This window comes from Chelatococcus albus (genome assembly GCF_030067675.1).
Taxonomy (GTDB): Bacteria; Pseudomonadota; Alphaproteobacteria; order Rhizobiales; family Beijerinckiaceae; genus Chelatococcus_A; species Chelatococcus_A albus.
Window position 1 is genome coordinate 100,226 of sequence record NZ_JASJEV010000004.1, and the last position, 16,588, is coordinate 116,813.

Annotated in this window: 13 protein-coding genes and 1 pseudogene; 6 read left to right on the forward strand and 8 right to left on the reverse strand. The window is 70.3% G+C overall.

Features of this window, described 5'->3' with window-relative positions:
• The first annotated feature begins 46 nt into the window (after positions 1 to 46).
• Positions 47 to 196, forward strand: a complete 150-nt coding sequence (locus tag QNA08_RS08090; protein ID WP_283740192.1) for a hypothetical protein — start codon at positions 47 to 49, stop codon at positions 194 to 196.
• A gap of 207 nt (positions 197 to 403) precedes the next feature.
• A pseudogene (locus tag QNA08_RS19040) lies at positions 404 to 1,573 on the forward strand (adenylate/guanylate cyclase domain-containing protein); the annotation flags it as partial.
• Between the two features lie 36 nt (positions 1,574 to 1,609).
• Here QNA08_RS19040 and QNA08_RS08095 read toward each other — a convergent pair.
• Entirely contained in the window at positions 1,610 to 3,592 is a 1,983-nt protein-coding gene (locus tag QNA08_RS08095) for a hypothetical protein (protein WP_283740193.1), read from the reverse strand.
• Here QNA08_RS08095 and QNA08_RS08100 point away from each other — a divergent pair.
• From QNA08_RS08100 to QNA08_RS08115, 4 genes are all read left to right on the forward strand, one after another.
• Positions 3,579 to 4,676 carry a YcaO-like family protein gene (locus QNA08_RS08100; protein ID WP_283740194.1) on the forward strand — a complete coding sequence of 366 codons (1,098 nt, stop codon included), beginning with the start codon at positions 3,579 to 3,581 and terminating at the stop codon, positions 4,674 to 4,676. The two genes, QNA08_RS08095 and QNA08_RS08100, sit on opposite strands and share 14 nt — an antisense overlap.
• A gap of 1 nt (position 4,677) precedes the next feature.
• Positions 4,678 to 5,496, forward strand: a complete 819-nt coding sequence (locus QNA08_RS08105) for a TfuA-like protein (RefSeq protein ID WP_283740195.1) — start codon at positions 4,678 to 4,680, stop codon at positions 5,494 to 5,496.
• Positions 5,497 to 5,564: 68 nt separating this feature from the next.
• Positions 5,565 to 6,770 (forward strand): gluzincin family metallopeptidase, encoded by a 1,206-nt coding sequence (locus QNA08_RS08110; protein WP_283740196.1) that lies wholly within the window; start codon positions 5,565 to 5,567, stop codon positions 6,768 to 6,770.
• 87 nt (positions 6,771 to 6,857) lie between these two features.
• Positions 6,858 to 7,346: a hypothetical protein gene (locus QNA08_RS08115; RefSeq protein WP_283740197.1), complete on the forward strand. Its 489-nt coding sequence runs from the start codon at positions 6,858 to 6,860 to the stop codon at positions 7,344 to 7,346.
• A gap of 112 nt (positions 7,347 to 7,458) precedes the next feature.
• Here the strand turns inward: QNA08_RS08115 and QNA08_RS08120 are convergent, their stop codons facing one another.
• From QNA08_RS08120 to QNA08_RS08150, 7 genes are all read right to left on the reverse strand, one after another.
• Positions 7,459 to 8,463 carry an FAD:protein FMN transferase gene (locus tag QNA08_RS08120; RefSeq protein WP_283740198.1) on the reverse strand — a complete coding sequence of 335 codons (1,005 nt, stop codon included), beginning with the start codon at positions 8,461 to 8,463 and terminating at the stop codon, positions 7,459 to 7,461.
• A gap of 8 nt (positions 8,464 to 8,471) precedes the next feature.
• Positions 8,472 to 9,026, reverse strand: coding sequence for a nitrous oxide reductase accessory protein NosL (locus QNA08_RS08125; RefSeq protein WP_283740199.1), 555 nt, complete (start codon positions 9,024 to 9,026; stop codon positions 8,472 to 8,474).
• A complete protein-coding gene (locus QNA08_RS08130) occupies positions 9,026 to 9,856 on the reverse strand; it encodes an ABC transporter permease subunit (RefSeq protein WP_283740200.1) in 831 nt (276 codons plus the stop codon). The genes QNA08_RS08125 and QNA08_RS08130 overlap by 1 nt, the downstream gene beginning before the upstream one ends.
• Positions 9,853 to 10,791 (reverse strand): ABC transporter ATP-binding protein, encoded by a 939-nt coding sequence (locus tag QNA08_RS08135; RefSeq protein ID WP_283740201.1) that lies wholly within the window; start codon positions 10,789 to 10,791, stop codon positions 9,853 to 9,855. Before QNA08_RS08135 ends, QNA08_RS08130 begins: the two co-directional genes overlap by 4 nt.
• Positions 10,788 to 12,149, reverse strand: coding sequence for a nitrous oxide reductase family maturation protein NosD (locus QNA08_RS08140; protein ID WP_340321820.1), 1,362 nt, complete (start codon positions 12,147 to 12,149; stop codon positions 10,788 to 10,790). Before QNA08_RS08140 ends, QNA08_RS08135 begins: the two co-directional genes overlap by 4 nt.
• A gap of 161 nt (positions 12,150 to 12,310) precedes the next feature.
• Positions 12,311 to 14,257 carry a TAT-dependent nitrous-oxide reductase gene (nosZ, locus tag QNA08_RS08145; RefSeq protein WP_283740202.1) on the reverse strand — a complete coding sequence of 649 codons (1,947 nt, stop codon included), beginning with the start codon at positions 14,255 to 14,257 and terminating at the stop codon, positions 12,311 to 12,313.
• A 34-nt stretch (positions 14,258 to 14,291) separates the two neighbouring features.
• Positions 14,292 to 16,580 carry a 4Fe-4S binding protein gene (locus QNA08_RS08150; RefSeq protein ID WP_422679877.1) on the reverse strand — a complete coding sequence of 763 codons (2,289 nt, stop codon included), beginning with the start codon at positions 16,578 to 16,580 and terminating at the stop codon, positions 14,292 to 14,294.
• Positions 16,581 to 16,588 lie beyond the last annotated feature (8 nt).

Consider the following 16,588-nt stretch of genomic DNA (forward strand, 5'->3'; position numbering starts at 1 on the left):
GGGAGGGGGCGCGCCAGTCCGAGAGTCTGGCGTGAGGAGGTTTCTCATGCTCCCGATCCCCTCGAACCATCACCCTCATCCACCCCCGGAGACCGACCGCGTCCGGCACGCGCGGCCCTTTGTCCCGATCTCGCTCGGCCTCCTCGCCCTCCTCGGCCTCACGTCTGCCGTGCTGACCCTCCTCGCCTCCGGCTGACGCAGCACGGGAACGTCCACCTTCGCCCCCATCCGCCGCAAGCCGCCTGCGCCGCATTGAGACGCGCGGGCGGCGCCGGGAGGGAGCGCACGGCCGGTCCGTCCGCCGGCCGACGCTCAAGCGGCCGCTTGCCCCAAAGATACGCTGGCTGCCCGCCTTGAAACTGCATAACATTTCGCGGCCGGCCGACGCCCAGAGCCAAGGACGATGCAGGGTTCTCGAAACGAGACGCACGGCCCCGTCGCGCGGGTCGGGAGGACTGCGGATGCTGAGGGCGAACGCCGTCAGGTGACGGCCCTCTTCTACGACATCGTGGAATCCACGAGCCTCCTCAATCGTCTGGGGCCAGAGGATATGGGCCCCGTGCAGAAGCGCGTGCACGAAACGGCGGCGACCGTGGTGCGGAAATTCGGCGGTTATGTCGACCTCGTCCGAGGCGACGGCGGCTGCGCCTATTTCGGCATCCCGCTCGCGGCCGAGGATGCCGCGGAAAGCGCGGTGGCGGCCGGGCTCGAGCTTGTCGACCGGCTTCGACCGACGAGCGAGGCCCCGATGCGCGACACACCCGTGCGGATCCGCGTCGGCATCGCCACCGGCCTCGTCGTCCTCAACATCAACGAGGACGCGAGCCCGGCCACTGTCAGCGACATCGTCGGCTTCGCGCCGACCCTCGCCGCGCGCGTCGAGGCGGAAGCCCTGCCGAACACGGTGCTTGTCGCCGACAGCACCTACCAGCTGACGCACAGGGCCTTCCATTTCGAGCCGGTCGGCGCGCGCACCCTCAAGGGCTTCACCGAGCCGCAGGCCCTGTGGCGCGCCGAGACATGGCTGAAATCGACGGATCATCCCTCCTGCGTCGACCAGCCCTCCTCGCCTCTGGTCTCGCGCGCCGAGGAGCTCGCGCTTTGCCGCACCCTGTGGGAGGAAGCCCGGCGAGGGAGCGGGCGTGTCGTCCAGTTGGTGGGCGAGGCGGGAATCGGCAAGTCGCGCCTGGTGGCGGCCTTGCGGAGCCTCGTCGGCGGCGATGGCGAGACCCGTGTCTTCCACTGCCACCCCCGCGCCAATGCCCGGCCGCTGCATCCCATTCTCGATGCACTCGAGGGCGAGTACCGGACAGCTCCACCCGGAAGCGCCGCCGAGGGCCTGACGCTTCTCTTCGAGGGACGGGGCAGCGGACAGAAGGGCGGGCAGCGCCCGCCGCAAGTCGATCTGCCGCCGGTGGAGGTCCGCCGCCGCGTCCTCGGCGCCGCCTGCGACGTCGTGCGTGGCTGGGCAGCAGCGCGACCGCAACTGCTCGTACTGGAGGATCTGCACTGGGCCGACATGCTGACCCGGGCCCTCGTCGCGGAGCTCCTGCGCGAGGTTGGCTCGCTGCCTCTCCTCCTCGTCCTCACCACGCGCGAGGCGGCCCCGCTAGAGGCCGGCACGGTGCAGGTCCATTCGCTGCACCTGTCGCGCCTCAACGCCGAGGCGGTTGGCGAGATGGTCAAGCTCGCCTGGGCCCCGCGCCTGCCGCCGCTTGGTCTCGGCCAGTTCGTCCACGAACGCAGCGAGGGCGTGCCACTCTTCGCCGAGGAACTGGCGCAACTCCTCAAGGTGCATCTCGGCGCGGCGCAGACGCATGTGCATGACTGGAAGGCCCTGCTCAGCCAGCGAGGCGTGGCGACCCTGCAGGACCTGCTGACCGCCCGTCTCGCCGCCGTCGGGCGGGCCCGGCGCATCGCCCAGATCGCCAGCGTGATCGGCCGAGAATTCTCCTGCGAGCTGCTGACGCGCCTGGCGGGCGAGGAGATCTCGCGCGCCCTCCTCAATGAGAGCCTCGCCAAGCTCCTGCGGGCCGAGCTCATCCAGCGCGTCGACACGCCGGCCGGCATGACCTTCCGCTTTCGCCACGTGCTGATCCAGGAGGCTGCCCACGACAGCCTGCTGAAGGGCCGGCGCCGGCTCATGCACCGGCGTATCGTCGACATGCTGGGCGCCGGCCTCACAGGCGACATTCCGCACGACCTCATGGCCTGGCACTGCGAGCAGGCGGGGCTGCTGGTCGAGGCCGCCCGTTTCGCCATCCTCGCCGCCGAGGACTGTGCCATCCGCTCGGCCCCCCTCGAAGCCGAGCGCCTCCTGACCGACGCAGAGGCATTCCTGCGGGAGGCCGAGGCACCGCCCGAGGTGAAGCAGGAGCTCACCTTGCGGCTTCTCGCCATCCGGGGGCCGGTCGCCACCGCGCTCTACGGAGCGGGGTCCGTACAGGCGCGGGCGATCTACGAGGAGGGAGTCGCGGCCTGCAAGGGACAGGATCGGTTCAAGCGCGAGAGCTGGTTTCCCCTCTACTGGGGCTGGTGGTTCACCGCCCCGGATTTCGAGGTGCAGCGGGAGCGCTCGCGCGTCATCGTCGGTGACCTGCGCAGCGCCAACGATCCCGAGGTACGCCTGCAGGCGTTCCACTGCGCCTGGGCGACGCATTTCAACACGGGGCGCCACCAGGACTGCCTGCATCACATCGCGGACGGGCTTGCCCTTTACGACCGGGCGCGCGCGGTGACGAGCCGCACGCGTTACGGCGGCCACGACGCGAAGGTCTGCGCCCTCGGCGAGCGGGGACTGTCGCAGTGGTTCCTGGCGCGGGAGGAGGAAGCCGTCCTGAGCCTCCGCGAGGCGCTCGACTGGGCCGAGGAAATCCAGCATCTGGGCAGCCTCTGCCATGCACTCGACATCGCTGTCATGCTGCAGTTCTACCGGCGCGACCTCGCGGAGGTCCTGTCCCTGACGCGGCGCATGCGGGCCATCGCCGATGCCCATCCGCTGCCGTCGATGGACGCCAAGAGCAAGATTTTCGGCGGCTTGGCCCATGCTCTTTCGGGCGAACTGGAGAACGGCCTCGCGGAGCTCGACGGGGGCATCGGCCTGCAGCGGGAAACCGGCACGGAAGAGGATTTTCCCGTCTATCACGAGATGCAGGCCGAGCTCCTCGGGCTGGCCGACCGGCCGGACGAGGGCCTCGAAGTGGTCAACGAGACGATCGCGCGCGCCCGGCACTCGGGCCATCTCTTCTGGCTGCCGGAACTCTTCCGTCGGCGCGCCCTGCTGCGCGAACAGCGCGGCGACGATGGTGAGGCCTGCCTCATCGACCTCGACGAGGCACGCTCCTTGGCCGAACAGCAGGGTGCCGTCGCCCTCGCCGCGCGGGCGACCCGGGAGATCGCGCCTGCAGGGCGGCGGGCCGATCAGCCAGTCCGTTGGAGCGTAAGGCTTGCACCAGGACGAGAGCGCCCTCCCCTCCGGCTGCCGCGGGCTCCCCGAGGCATCGGCCGTCCCGCTTCTGCTGCGGCAGTCGGTGGCCCTTCCCTTCGCCGCCTCGGAGGAAGAACGGACGGCCGGGCTGGTGCGCCGGCTCATCGGCCGCCGTCGAGACTTCGGCATCACGCGCGTCGGCGCCATCACCAGGCTCGATCGCGTCGGCATTCCGGTCGTGCAGGTCGTGCGGCCGCTCGCCCTCTCCAACAGCGTTGCGCAGGGCAAGGGCGCCACGCTCGCCGCGGCCGCCGCTTCCGCTCTCATGGAGACGCTGGAGACCTGGGCGGGCGAGCAGGTCGCGCCCCGCTTCACCGCGCCCGCTGCGGCCGTGGGACCGGAGCCTTGCGCCCTCTACGGGGCCTGGGCGGACGGTGGCAAGGCCGACTGGACCACGGTGCCGATTGCCTGGGCGGAGGGTTTCGACCTCTTCGCCGGCCGGACGGTGCCGGTGCCGGCGGCGCTCATCGACACGATCTACACGCGGCCCGCGCCGCATCCACCGCTCTTCCCGCGTACGACGACGGGCCTCGGCGCGGGCGCGAGCTTCGCGGAGGCGCTCGCGCAGGCAGGGCGCGAGGTCGTCGAGCGCCACGCGGTTGCCCGCGCCCGCCGCCTGTCCGGCTTCTTCGACGACCGGCAGGTCGACCTCGGCTCCGCCATGGGTCCGCTTGCCGTCCCCCTCCTTCAGCGGATCCGGGCGGCCGGGCTCGCTGCCGGCGCCTGGCAGGTGCCGACCGAGGATGGCCTGCCCGTCTACTGGGCGCAGGTGATGGGCGGAGACACCGACATGGACCCCGCGCCCCTGCCGGCCGACGGTTTCGGCTGCGACGCGAGCCACGACGGGGCGCTCGCCAAGGCCCTGCTCGAAGCCTGCCAGGCGCGCCTGTCGGCCATCTCCGGCGCGCGCGAGGACATCACGCGGCGTTTCTATCCCGGCCGCTACGACCGGGCGCGCCTCGCCGAATGGCGCCGTCGCCTCGCCGAGCCCCCGCGAGCGCGGCATCTGCCGTATTCCGATACGCCGCCAGGCCGGCGCGGCAGCGACCTCGACCGCGTCCTCGCCACCCTCGCCGCCGCCGGCGCGACGGCAGCGATCGCCGTTCCGCTTCTCGTCGACACCGTCGGCGGCCTCTTCGTCGCGCGGCTCGTCGCGCCGCCGCTCGCGCTCGGCGCGGAGGGGCGCTGAGGTGGCGCGGCCCATCGCCGTCTTCCTCGGGCCGAGCCTGCCCTGGCGGGAGGCAGCCTGCATTCTCGACGCGGTCTATCTGCCGCCCGCCGAGCAGGGCTCGATTCCCGCCGTGCTCGGCTACTACCGGCCGCGCGCCCTCGTGCTGATCGACGGTGCCTTCGGCCGCGTGCCCGCCGTCAGGCACAAGGAGATCCTGTGGGCACTCGACGCGGGTGTGCCCGTCTACGGCGCGGCGAGCATGGGGGCGCTGCGCGCCGCCGAACTCGCAGGCTTCGGCATGCTGGGCCACGGCCTCGTCTACCGCTGGTACCGCGCCACACCCTTCGCCGACGACGACGCGATCGCAGTAACCATGGGGCCCGCGGACCTTGGCGCCCCGGCGCTCAGCGAGGCCCTCATCAACATGCGCCTGTCGCTGCGGCGGGCGGAGCGGCAGGGCGTGATCGCGCGCCAGACGCGTCAACGACTCGCGGGCCTTGCGGCCGACACGCCCTTTGCCGAACGCTCCTACGAGCGGCTGGTCGATGACGCGCGGCGTGCCGGGGCGGGCGAGGCGGCGGAGGACCTCGACCGCCTGGGGGCGTGGCTCGCCGGCCATGCGGTGGACCAGAAGCGCGCCGACACCCTGTCGCTTCTGCGCGCACTCGCGGCCGATCCGGCACGCATCGAACGCGACACGGCGCGCCTGACGAAACGCCCCTCTTTCGCAATGACGGCGGCCTGGGCCGATGATCTCACCGATGCCGGTTTCGACGTGGCGGAGATCGTCGCGCGCCGCGCGGAAGGCGAGCATTCGTCATCCGGCGCATCAGAATAGATTTCGCATGACGGTCGCAAGACTTTGTGAGAGCATCGCCGCCTCTTGCTCGCAACTTCGGGCGCGGCATGGCGCAACCCTCGGGTTCCTTATCGGATCGTGAGGCCGGCGAGGCGGCGCGCCTCGGCACGCGCTTCCTCGTCTATCCGCAGCCGCCCTTCGTCCCCGGCTATGAGCGCCCCGAGACCGTCTGGATCTCGACGCCGCCCGGCAGCATTCGCGCTGGCCCGGCCGACGACCGCGTCTACGTGGTCGATCCGGTGCAGGCCAAGACCCCGTACGACTTTCCCTACCTGCCGCCCTATGGTGGGGCGGCCAACCCGCCAGCGGTGCCCGGCCCTGACGGCCATTTCGATCACCTTGCCGTCGGTACGCGGGAATTCCTGAGCGCCCACGCCTTCGCCTGCGTGCGGCGCGTCCTTGACATCTGCGAGGGCTACCTCGGCCGCACGCTGCCGTGGTTCTTCACGCCGACCTACGAGCGCCTGGAGATCGTGCCGCATCTCCCCTGGGACAACGCCCAGTCGGGTTTCGGCTTCCTGGAACTCGGCGAGGAGGACGGGCCGAACGACGAGCCCTTTCCCTTCGCCTTGAACTTCGACGTGATCGCCCACGAGACGGGGCATGCGGTCCTCTTCGGGGGGTTGGGCGTACCCCGCGTCCTCGCCCGCTCGGGCGACTACCTCGCCTACCACGAGGCGGTGGCAGATCTCGTCTCGCTCCTGTCGCTGCTCACCTTCGACAGCGCCCTCGACCGGATCCTGAGGCGCACGCGCGGCAGTCTCCTCGTCGCGAGCGAGCTCGACCGGATCGCCGAGCTGAGCCAGGAACGGCAGATCCGCACCGCCAACCATGCGCTGAAGCTCGCAGACGTGGGCGACGAGGTGCATGACCGTTCCCGGCCCTTCGTGGGCGCGCTCTACGATGCCCTCGTGCACATCTTCCAGGCCATCGCCACAGAGCGCGGCCTGTCGACGCTCGACCCGCGCCGCTACGGCGAAATTCGCCGCGAGCTCGACGCGCGGGAGATCGAGCGTCTGCTCAACGTGCCGCGGCAGGACTACGAGCTCAAGCATTTCGCCCTGAAGTCGGCGCTGAGCGAGGCGCGCGACCTCATCGGCCTCGTGCTGACCGGCTCCTGGGCTTACCTCAACGCGGATCGGCTGACCTTCGGCGCTGCTGCCGAGGCCATCGTCGCGATGGCGGGCAACAGCCGCGCTGCCCCCTACCGCGACCTCTTCGAGGACAATCTCGCCTGGCGCGGTTTCTTGTAAAGAATGGTTGTCGGCTGATGCATTGCCCCATGGACGGAGGATGACATGACATCATGTTGCGATGTTCCCGCCCCCGGCGAGGAAAAGATGTTCGTTCCCGACGAAATCCTCCTCTATGGAATTCAACTCAACACGAATGCCGGCCCGAGCATAAACGAGGAATATGCGGCTCTCTCCCTGAAGGAAGGCTTCGAGCTGCGATTCAGCGTCTTTCAGGAGGTCGCCGCCGCAGGCGGCAAGAAGACGAAGGAACCGCGCGGCAAGGACGAGGTGTCCGTCATCGCGGCCTACGGCTATGCCTACGAAGGGCACTGCTACCGCTTCGACAAGCCGAAGCTCTTCGTGTTCCCCTACCCGCTCGCGGGAGCTCCTCCCGGAGCCAAGGGCTGCGGCTTCGACGGGCTCGGCTATTCCATGTGGCGCATGCGCTCCCTCGACGAGGTGCTGGAGCTCAACATCGCCCTCGATACGCTGGAAAAGCTCGCCCTCGAGGCGAACCTGCCGGGCAAGCGCGCGCCGACGAGCTACGAGGCCAACATGCAGGTCGCCCACCGGGGCGGGCGACTGACGACGTAGCGCAGCGATATCGGCCCGGAGCGCAGGGTCAGCCCGCGGGGAAGCCGGCGGCTCCGCCTGCCATCGCCGGGATGAGCCCGGGGCGAGACGGTGCGCATGGTCGACGGCCGGCTCAGGTGCCGGCCACCTCCATGACACCGCCCTCTGCCAGGGTGAGCCGCGCCGTGCCGTGACCGATGCGGCCGAGGACGCGGCGGATGTCGTCCGGCGCCATCAGGCTGAAGGCGGTCGACAGGGCGTCCGCCTCGGTCGCCGTGGGCATGACCACCGTCACGCTCGCATAGCGCCCGGGCGAGCGGCCCGTGCGCGGATCGAAGAGGTGATGGAAGGCCCCCCCCGGGTCGAAGCGGAAGCCGGACGGCGCCGAGGTCGCCACCGCCCGGTCGGTGAGGGGAAGGGTCGCGGCCAGTGCCCCAGGTGCGGACGGATCGGCGATGCCGACCGCCCAGGGGCGGCCGTCGGGACGGGGCCCAAGCGCGCGCACCTCGCCCATGTCGACGAGGCTGTGGGCGATGCCTTCCGCGCGCAGGAGGTCGACAACATGGTCGGTAACGAAGCCCTGCGCGATGCCGTTGAGGGTCAGCGCCATGCCGCGCCGGGCGAAGGCGACACGGTCGCGCCCGACAAGAAGATGGACGTGGCCGACGCGGGCAAGGGCCGCGGAGACGGCCTCCTCTCCCGGTCCCGCCGGATCCGCGCCGGGGCGGGCGAAGTGGTCGGCGTAGAGCCTCCACAGCGGCTGCACCGTGGGGTCGAAGGCGCCGTCCGTGAGCTCCGCAAAGCGGCGGCAGTCCTCGAGCAGCGCCATGAAATCGGCGGGCGGCGCGGCCAGGGCGCCCTGCCGGTTGAGCGCGACGAGGAGCGAATCGGCGCGATAGAGGCTGAAGAGCCCTTCGAGCCGGCGCACCTCGGCGAGCGCACGCGCCACGAGGTGCTCGCCGGCGGCGCGGTCATGGTGGTGGATCTGGAAGGTGGCGACGGCCCCGAGCACGGTGCCGCGCCAGGTCACGACTTCGGGCCGAGCCGCCGCCCTCGCCGCGCCCGGCGGCAGGAGGGCGAGGCCGCCGGCGGCGGCGCTGAGGGCGATGAAACGCCGGCGCGTGAGTTGTTCCGTCATGATCGCCCTCAATGCATCGCCCTGCCCGCGGCCGTGGCCGGGTCGGCTTCATCCGGCGGCGGGGCCTCGTTCCCGGCGAGCACGTAGCTCTGCGGCACGTCGTCGAAGGCGACGATACGCCCGCCGTTCTCGGTGACGAACCGCTCGGCCGCGGCGCGCTCGGCGAAGGGCACCGCCTCCGCCGCACCCATGCCGCCGCGCAGGCGGCTCTCGATGACGAAGAGGGCCTTGCGCGCGTCGATCCAGTTGGTGGCGCCCGGCTCCTCCCAGCTCGGCGCCCGGCCCATGTCCGAGACATAGATCGCCGCGATGTCCTTCGGCTCTTCCGGCAGCATGGTGAAGGCCAGCGCGTCCCGCGCCGAGGAGAACCACACCGGGCTGAGGCGGCTCGCCAGGATGATCTGCCCCTTGGGGCCGGGGTGCTCCAGCACGTTCATGCCGCAATAGGCGCCGAGCGCCTCGCGGGTGAGCGGCTGGGGCGGGGGCGGCGCGCCCGCCGTCTCCTGCTGTCCGCAGCCGGCGAGGACAAGGGCTGACAGAAGGGCGAGGCCGGGAAGGCGCATCACAGTTCCCTCCGCGAGAAGGAGAGGGCTGCGAGCCCGAGCGGCACCGCCGTCCATAGCGCGAGCGCGGCGAGGAGGACCGAAGGCCCCATGCCCGCCGAGGCGGCGAGGCCCGCCATGCCGGAGAAGCGGCCGACGCCGCCAGATCCCGCGAGATTGAACAGGCGGTAGGCATCGGCCGGATTGAGGAGGAGGAGCACGTCGAGCATGCGCGCCGAGACGAGGCGCCCCCGGTCGGCGACGAGGAGGCCGAGGAGCCCCATGTCGTAGAGGAGGACGAAGAACAGCCAGATCCCGACGGCAACCCCCGCCGCCGTGCCGCGATCGCGCGCGCGGGCGCTGACGAGATGGCCAAGTGCGACGAAGGCCGCCCCGAGCAGAACGGAAGAGCCCATCATCGCCGCGAAGGCGGCTAGGCTCTCGCCGTCGATCGCCGTCCCTCCGGCGAGGAGCGCCACGGCCGCCGCGCCGTAGCCGACGAGCGTGGCGAAGGCAAGCACCGCGACCTGGCCGAGGAACTTGCCGAGCACGACCTCCCCGCGGCCGACCGGATAGCTGAGCAACAGCAGCATCGTGCCGCGCTCCATGTCGCCGACGATGGCGTCGTGGGCGATGAGCAGGGCGATCAGCGGCAGGAGGAAGATCGTCAGGCTCGACAGGCTGACGACCACGACGTCGAGGGCGCGCACGCCCACCTGGCCCGTGGGCGCCGAGCCGAGGAAGGTGAGGGTGAGGGCGAGGCCGGCCAAGAGCAGCGTGGTCGCGAGCACCCAGCGGTTGCGCAGGCCCTCCTGGATCTCCTTGGCGGCGATGACGCAGACGGTTCTCATGCGCGCTCCTCCCCTGATGGCGAACGCTCCTGCGCGCGCAGGAAGTGGGCGTAGAGCTCGTCGAGTGTCGGCGGCAGGACGTCGACGTCCGAGATCGCCGCGCCCTCGCCGAGCGCCCGGCGCAGCACCGCAATCTTCGTCTCCGCCTCGGTCTCGATCTCGACGACATGGCCATTGACGCGGCGTGAGGGATGGATGCCGCCGAGATGCTGCGCAAAGGTGTCGAGCCCCTGCGCCTCGCCGGTGACGCGGATGCGCACCGGCAGGCGTGCAAGACGCCGCAATTCCTCAAGCGAGCCGTTTGCGACGAGCCGGCCCCGGTTCATGATGAGCACGCGTTCGGCCTCCCCCTCAAGCTCGGTGAGCGCGTGGGAGGAGAGGAGGACGGTTGCCCCGCCGGCGCGCAATTCCTGCAGGATCTCGTAGAAGCCCTGCCTCAGCGCCGGGTCGAGGCCCGTCGTCGGCTCGTCGAGGAGCAGGAGACGAGGCGCGCCGAGGAGGGCCTGGGCGAGGCCGAGGCGCTGACGCATGCCCTTGGAATAGGTGCCGACGCGGCGCAGCGCCGCGGCGCCGAGCCCGACACGGTCGAGGAGGGCGAAAGCCCTGGCCGGCGTCTCGCCCTTGAGGCGGGCGTAGAAGGCAAGCGTCTCGCGCCCCGTCAGAGCGCCGTTGAAGGAGACGCTCTCGGGCAGGAAGCCGAGGCGACGGCGCGCGGCGAATTCGCCGGCCGCCGGGTCCTCGCCGAGCACCCGCACCGCGCCCTCGCTTGGCCGCACGAGGCCGAGCATGAGCTTCATGAGCGTCGTCTTGCCGGCGCCGTTGTGTCCGACGAGGGCCACAATCTCGCCCGGCGGCAGCGTGAAGGAGACGTCGCGCACGGCCTCGACCGGGCCGAAGCGGCGTGTGACGCGCTCGAGCGCGACGGTGACGGTCATGGCCTCACTCCGGCGGTGGGCAAGGGCTGGGCGGGCTCGGGCGGCAGGGCGACGAGGGGCCGGCTGTCGACGACGCCGCCGGGATAGAGCGCCGGGAATTGCGCCTGCGCCCAGCGAATGACCTGCACGGCCGGACTGTTGAGCAGCACCTTCGCCCGCGGGGCTGTCCACAGCACGCGGTCGACGAGGTCGTTCGGGCGGTAGGCGGTGTCGGCGATGCCGTCGCCGTCGAGGTCGAAGGCCGGGTTGTCGCTCCAGTAGTTGCCGCGCCCGTCCTTCGACCAGTCGAGATGGCGCGTGCCGACGTATTTCACCTGCGTGCGGTTGGCGACGAAGGCGTTGCCGGTGAGCGCGTTGCCCTCGGAGCCCGCCGTGAAGTGGATGCCGATCTCGCAGCCCTCGAAGCGGTTGCCGGCAAAATGGTTCCTGTTGGCGTTGTAGATGAAGACGCACTTCTCCGGCCCCGTGCGCGTCGGGCCGTCCGCCGTGCGTTCCGCCACCTCGGCCACGGGCAGGCCGTGCTCCTTCGCGTCGCCTGCGCGCATGCCCGCGCCGAGCCAGCGCGCCGCCGGCTGCTCGCGCCCGCGCACGACGTTCTCCGTGATGCGCGAGCCGTTGGCGTAGTTGAACAGGAAGCCGTGGTCGCGGTCGCCGTCCGACACGTTGCCGCGCACGACGAGGCGATGCGAGAACATAATGGCGAAGCCGACCGTATTGCCGGTCGAGACATTGTCGCTCACCTCGCTGTCGTTGGCGTACATGTAGTGCACGGCGAAGCGCAGATCGCGGAAACGGTTGCCGCGGAAGATGTTGTTACGGCTCGTCATGACGAGGATGCCGTCGCGGCCGAAGCTGATGTCGTTGTCGAGAACGCGCGCGCCCGGCGCGTTCCACAGCGAGACCCCGTTGCCGGCCTCGCTCGTGCGCCCCTCGCCGTAGCCGACGATGGTGTTGGCGCGCACCAGCGCGTCGACAGCGCCGTGGATGTAGACGCCGAAGAGATTGTCCTCGAAGCGGCTCTGCTCGACGAGCGCGCCCTCGGCCGTGCGCGCCAGGAAGACGCCGGAATCGAGCCCGTCGAGGTTGCGGCCCGAGCCCCGCACGGTGAGCCCGCGCAGGGTCGCGCCGGGCGCCGTCACGGTGACGACGCTGCCCTCGCCGGAACCGAGGATGGTCGCCTCGCCGCCGCCGTCGAGCACGAGCGGCTTGTCGACGACGACGGGCCCGTGGTGCGTGCCCGGGGCAAGCCGCAGCACATCGCCCGGCACGGCCCGGGTGATCGCCCCCTGCAGCGCCTCGCCGGGGGAGACGATGATCTCCCCCGCCGCAGCCGGGCCCGCGAGGCTGACGGCGAGCAAGGTCGCCGGCAGCAGGCGCGCTGCAGAGATACTGCCACTCCTTGTTCCGCCCCGCTCACGCGGGTCGGCGGGGCAGGCGGTCCCGCTCACACGCCGTGCAGGCTCGGCCTCGCGCCGCAGGTCGAAACCTGCGGCGCTCGGGATCAAGCACATGGCCATGGTCAGGCGCTGGCCGGCTCGACGAACATGCGCCCCTTCATCTCCATGTGCATGGCATGGCAGAACCAGGAGCAGTAGTACCAGTACACGCCGGGCTGATGGGCGGTGAAGGTGACGGAGGCGGTCGCCTGCGGCGCCACCTCCATGTTCACGCCGTAGTTGATGATGGCGAAGCCGTGCGTCAGGTCCTCCACGTCGTCGATGTTGGTGATGTAGACCGTCACCTCGTCGCCCTGGCGCACGCGGAAGGACTCGAGGCCGAAGGCCGGCGCCGAGGAGGTCATGTAGACGCGCACCTTGTTGCCGTCACGGATGACCTTCGAATCCTGCGTGAGCTTCACGCCGTCGGCAGCCGCCTGCTTCACCGCGTCGGCGAAGAAGGGGTCGTCGCGCTTCCACACGTGCCGCGGATTGACCTTGGAGCGGTGCACGATGGTGGCGTCGTGCGGCTCGGCGAAGCTCGGCCCGTCGTGCACGATGACCATGCGGTCGCCCGAGATGTCGATGAGCTGATCGTTCTCCGGCTTCAGGGGGCCGACGTTGAGGTAACGGTCCTTCGAGAACTTGTTCAGCGAGATCAGCCACTTGCCGTCCGCCTCCTTGGTCTGGCCCATGGAGGTGTGGTTGTGGCCGGGCTGGTAGTGGACGTCGAGCTTCTGGATGATGGGGTTGACCTTCTCACCCTTGAAGGCGCGGCGGGCCAGGTCGATGTTCCACTTGCACACCTGGCTGTCGATGAACAGCGTCGTATAGGCGTTGCCACGACCGTCGTAGGCCGTGTGCAGCGGCCCGAGGCCGAGCTCCGGCTCCGCCACCACGACGTCGCGCGGTTTGATCTTGTCGTCGAAGAGCTGGTCGAACAGGCGCACGTCGAAGACCGTGACGGTCGGCGAGAGCTTGCCGTTGGCCACGACGTGGATGCCGTCGGGCGCCGTGTTGATGCCATGCGGGCTGTTCGACACCGGCACGTAGCGCGTGTAGGGCGAGCCGCGGCGGCCGTCGATCACGGGCACGCCGCCCATCTCCTTGAAGTCGCCCTTCTTCACCGCCTCTTCGATGCGTTTGAGGTTGAAGATGACGACCCAGTCCTGCTCCTTCGCCATCATCTCGGCGAGGGTGACGCCTTCCTCCGAGTTGTAGCAGGTGGCGAAGGCGTATTTGCCCTGATAGTCGGCATCGACGTTGTCGAGATTGCCGTCGACCATGACCTGCCAGGCGATCTTCATGGTGTCGCCGTCGATGGCCGTGAAGATCGAGCGGTATTTCTTCGGCTCGTCGAGCACCAGGCCGTCGTTCGGGATCGGCGCCCGATCCTCGCCATTGGCGAAGACGTAGCCCGTGCGCGGGTATTTCTGCAGGCGCAGGCCGTGCACCGTGTGCTGGTTCGGGAGCTGGATGATCTTGTCGCACTTCATCACGTCGCAGCGGATGCGGGCGACGCGGGTGTTGGCCTTGTCGTTCACGAAGACGTAGCGGCCGTCGTAGCTGCCATCCGTGAAGGACATGTGCGGGTGGTGCAGGTCGCCGTTGAGATAGGTGGCGAGACCCTGCTTGGCCAGGAATTCACGTGACTGCGGCAGGAGGCCCTCGGTCAGGATCTTCAGGCTCTCGTTGGTCTGGCCCCAGCCGGTGGCGCTGCAGCGGTTGAACACCGGCACGCGCATGAGCTCGCGCATGGACGGCAGGCCGACGATGCGCAGTTCGCCCGTCTGGCCGCTCGAGAAGAAGACGTAGTATTCGTCGAGCTCGCCCGGATGCACCTCGGCCTTGTTGCCGACGGGGCGTGCAGCCTTCGTCTGGGCGTCGGCCGGGGTGGCGAGAGTGCCGCCGAGGGTCGCCACCGCCGCGCCGCCGGCCGCGCTCGTCACGCCGGCGACGGCGGCGACGGAAGCCGTCGATCCGAGCAGTTGCCGCCGGCTGACGCCGGCCTTGATGTCGTCCTGTGCCATCCGAGCCTCCTTCGCGCTCATGAGGTGATGGGTCTCAGGTTTCTGCGGGAACGGCGACAGGCTTGCCGCCGTGGGTGATCACCGGCCTGTTCGGCGCCTTGCCCTCGACGGCCGGTGAATTCTGGGCCCGCCAGCGCTCGCGCTTGGCGCGGAGCTGGATCATGTGCGGGCAGCGCTGGTCGTCGTGGTAGAGCTCCTGGCAGTGCATGCAGTAGATGCACTCGTTGACGTTGATGTGCCCCTCCGGGTGGATCGACTGGACCGGGCATTCCTTGGCGCAGCGGTGGCAGGGCGAGCCGCATTCCGGCCAGCGCTTCAGCCATTCGAACATGCGGATGCGACCGGGGATGGCGAGCGCCGCGCCGAGCGGGCAGAGGTAGCGGCAGAAGAAGCGCTCGACGAAGAGCCCGATGGCGAGCAGCGCCAGCGCATAGAGAACGAAGGGCCAGGAGCGCGCGAACTTCAGGATGATCGCGGTCTTGAAGGGCTCGATCTCGGCCGCCTGCTCGGCGAGCGCCACGGAGTGCAGCGACAGGCCGAAGAGCACGAGGAAGATGATGTACTTGACCGGCCAGAGGCGCTCGTGCAGCCCCCAGGGCAGCCTCAGCTGCGGCAGCTTCAGCGCCTGCGCCAGGTTGTTGAGCAGTTCCTGCAGCGCGCCGAAAGGGCAGAGCCAGCCGCAGAAGGGCCCGCGCCCCCAGAAGAGGAGCGCCGCCGCTACCGCGAACCAGAGCAGGAAGACGAGCGGGGCGGCGAGGAAATATTCCCAGCTGAAGCCGGTGATGAGCGCACTCGTGAAGGTGATGACGTTCACCACCGAGAGCTGCGCGTTCATGATCCAGCCGAGCCAGACCAGCGTGAAGACGAGAAAGCCGCGGCGCACCCAGACGAAGAGCCTCGGGCGGCGCACAAGCATGTCCTGAAAGAAGAAGATGAGCGTGAGCAGGGCGATCGCCGCGGCGGTCACCGCCACCGGGACGGCGTTCGCCTTCCAGATGCGCTGCCACAGCGGCTCGCCGAACGGGTCCGCGGGAGCCGCGGACGCGGGAGCTGTGGCCGCATCCGGCGCGGCAGCGGCCGGCGCCTGGCCCTGTGTGTGCGCCGTGGCGGCGCGGCGGATGTAGCGTTCGGGCAGGCCGTAGCCAAGGTCGAAGGGCAGAAAAGCCTTCTCCCGCGCGCCGACGGCGCGCTGCACGAGAAGCTCGAGCTGCCAGGGCTCGGCCGGATCGAAGGCGAATTCCTCGGGCACGACGAAGAGCGCGATCTCGCGGAAGTCGGGTGCGCCCTCCGCCGCGAGCGCGCCGAGCCGGGTGTGGTGGCGGTCGCGGAAGCGCGTGCTCGCCCCGTCCTGCTGCAGTTCGATGCGGTCGAAGATGCCGCCGCGGACGTAGCCCGACCCCTTGAAGGAATAGGCCCCCTCGCCGGCGACGAGGATGGCGTGACGCCCGGGCTTGAGGCGCTCGGCGAGCCGGGCGTAGGCCTCGTCGCCGAGGAGGCTGCGGCCGATGGTGGGAACCGAGACCGGAGCGACATGGAGATCGATGAAGGTCTCGCCCGGGTCCTCGGTCTCGGCATTGGCGGCAGCCGCCGCGTTGCCGGCGGCCGCGAAGGCGGCATTCACCTCGCCCACGGTAAGGCTCAGGCGCCGGATGGAGCCATCGCCGAGGAGCTCGTCCCAGCTCCGCACCGTGCCGGGACCGTCCTCGATGCGGCGCTCTTCCGTGGGTGCTGCGGCGGCCACCGCCCGGCCGGACAGGCGCCCGCTGCGCAGAAGGCGCACGGCCGAGCGCACGACGCTGTCGCCCATGACGAGCACGGTGACGGTGGCGCCGCTGACGATATCCACTTGCGGCGGCCGCTCCGCCCCGCTCGCCACCGCCGTCATGTCCTTGCCGATCAGCGCGTTCATCGCGGTGATGATGCGCGCCTCGGGAATGCCGATGAGGACAATGGGCTCCTTGTGGTCGACGAGCTTGATCGCACGGATCACCCCGCCCGTGTCGATGCCGACGAGGAGCTTGATGGGCTTGCCGGAATAGCCCGTGGCGTTGCCGAAGTCGGAATTGAGATAGACATGGCCGAGAAGATCGCCGCGCCGGTAGACGGGGGCGATGGGCGGCTCGCCCTGGGGTGGGCCGAAACGCTCTGCGCCTGAAAAGAACTCGGCCGGCGTCGCCCGCGCGAGAAAGGTGTCGAGGCCGTCCCCCGCGGCTGCCGGAAGCGCCCAGGCCATCAGGAGGACGGCGGCCGCGGCGAAGAGCAGGCTGCGAACGAGAAGGCCGGCGGCCCGCCGCGTCACCTTCGCTCGAAAGTCGATACCCATGATCCCGT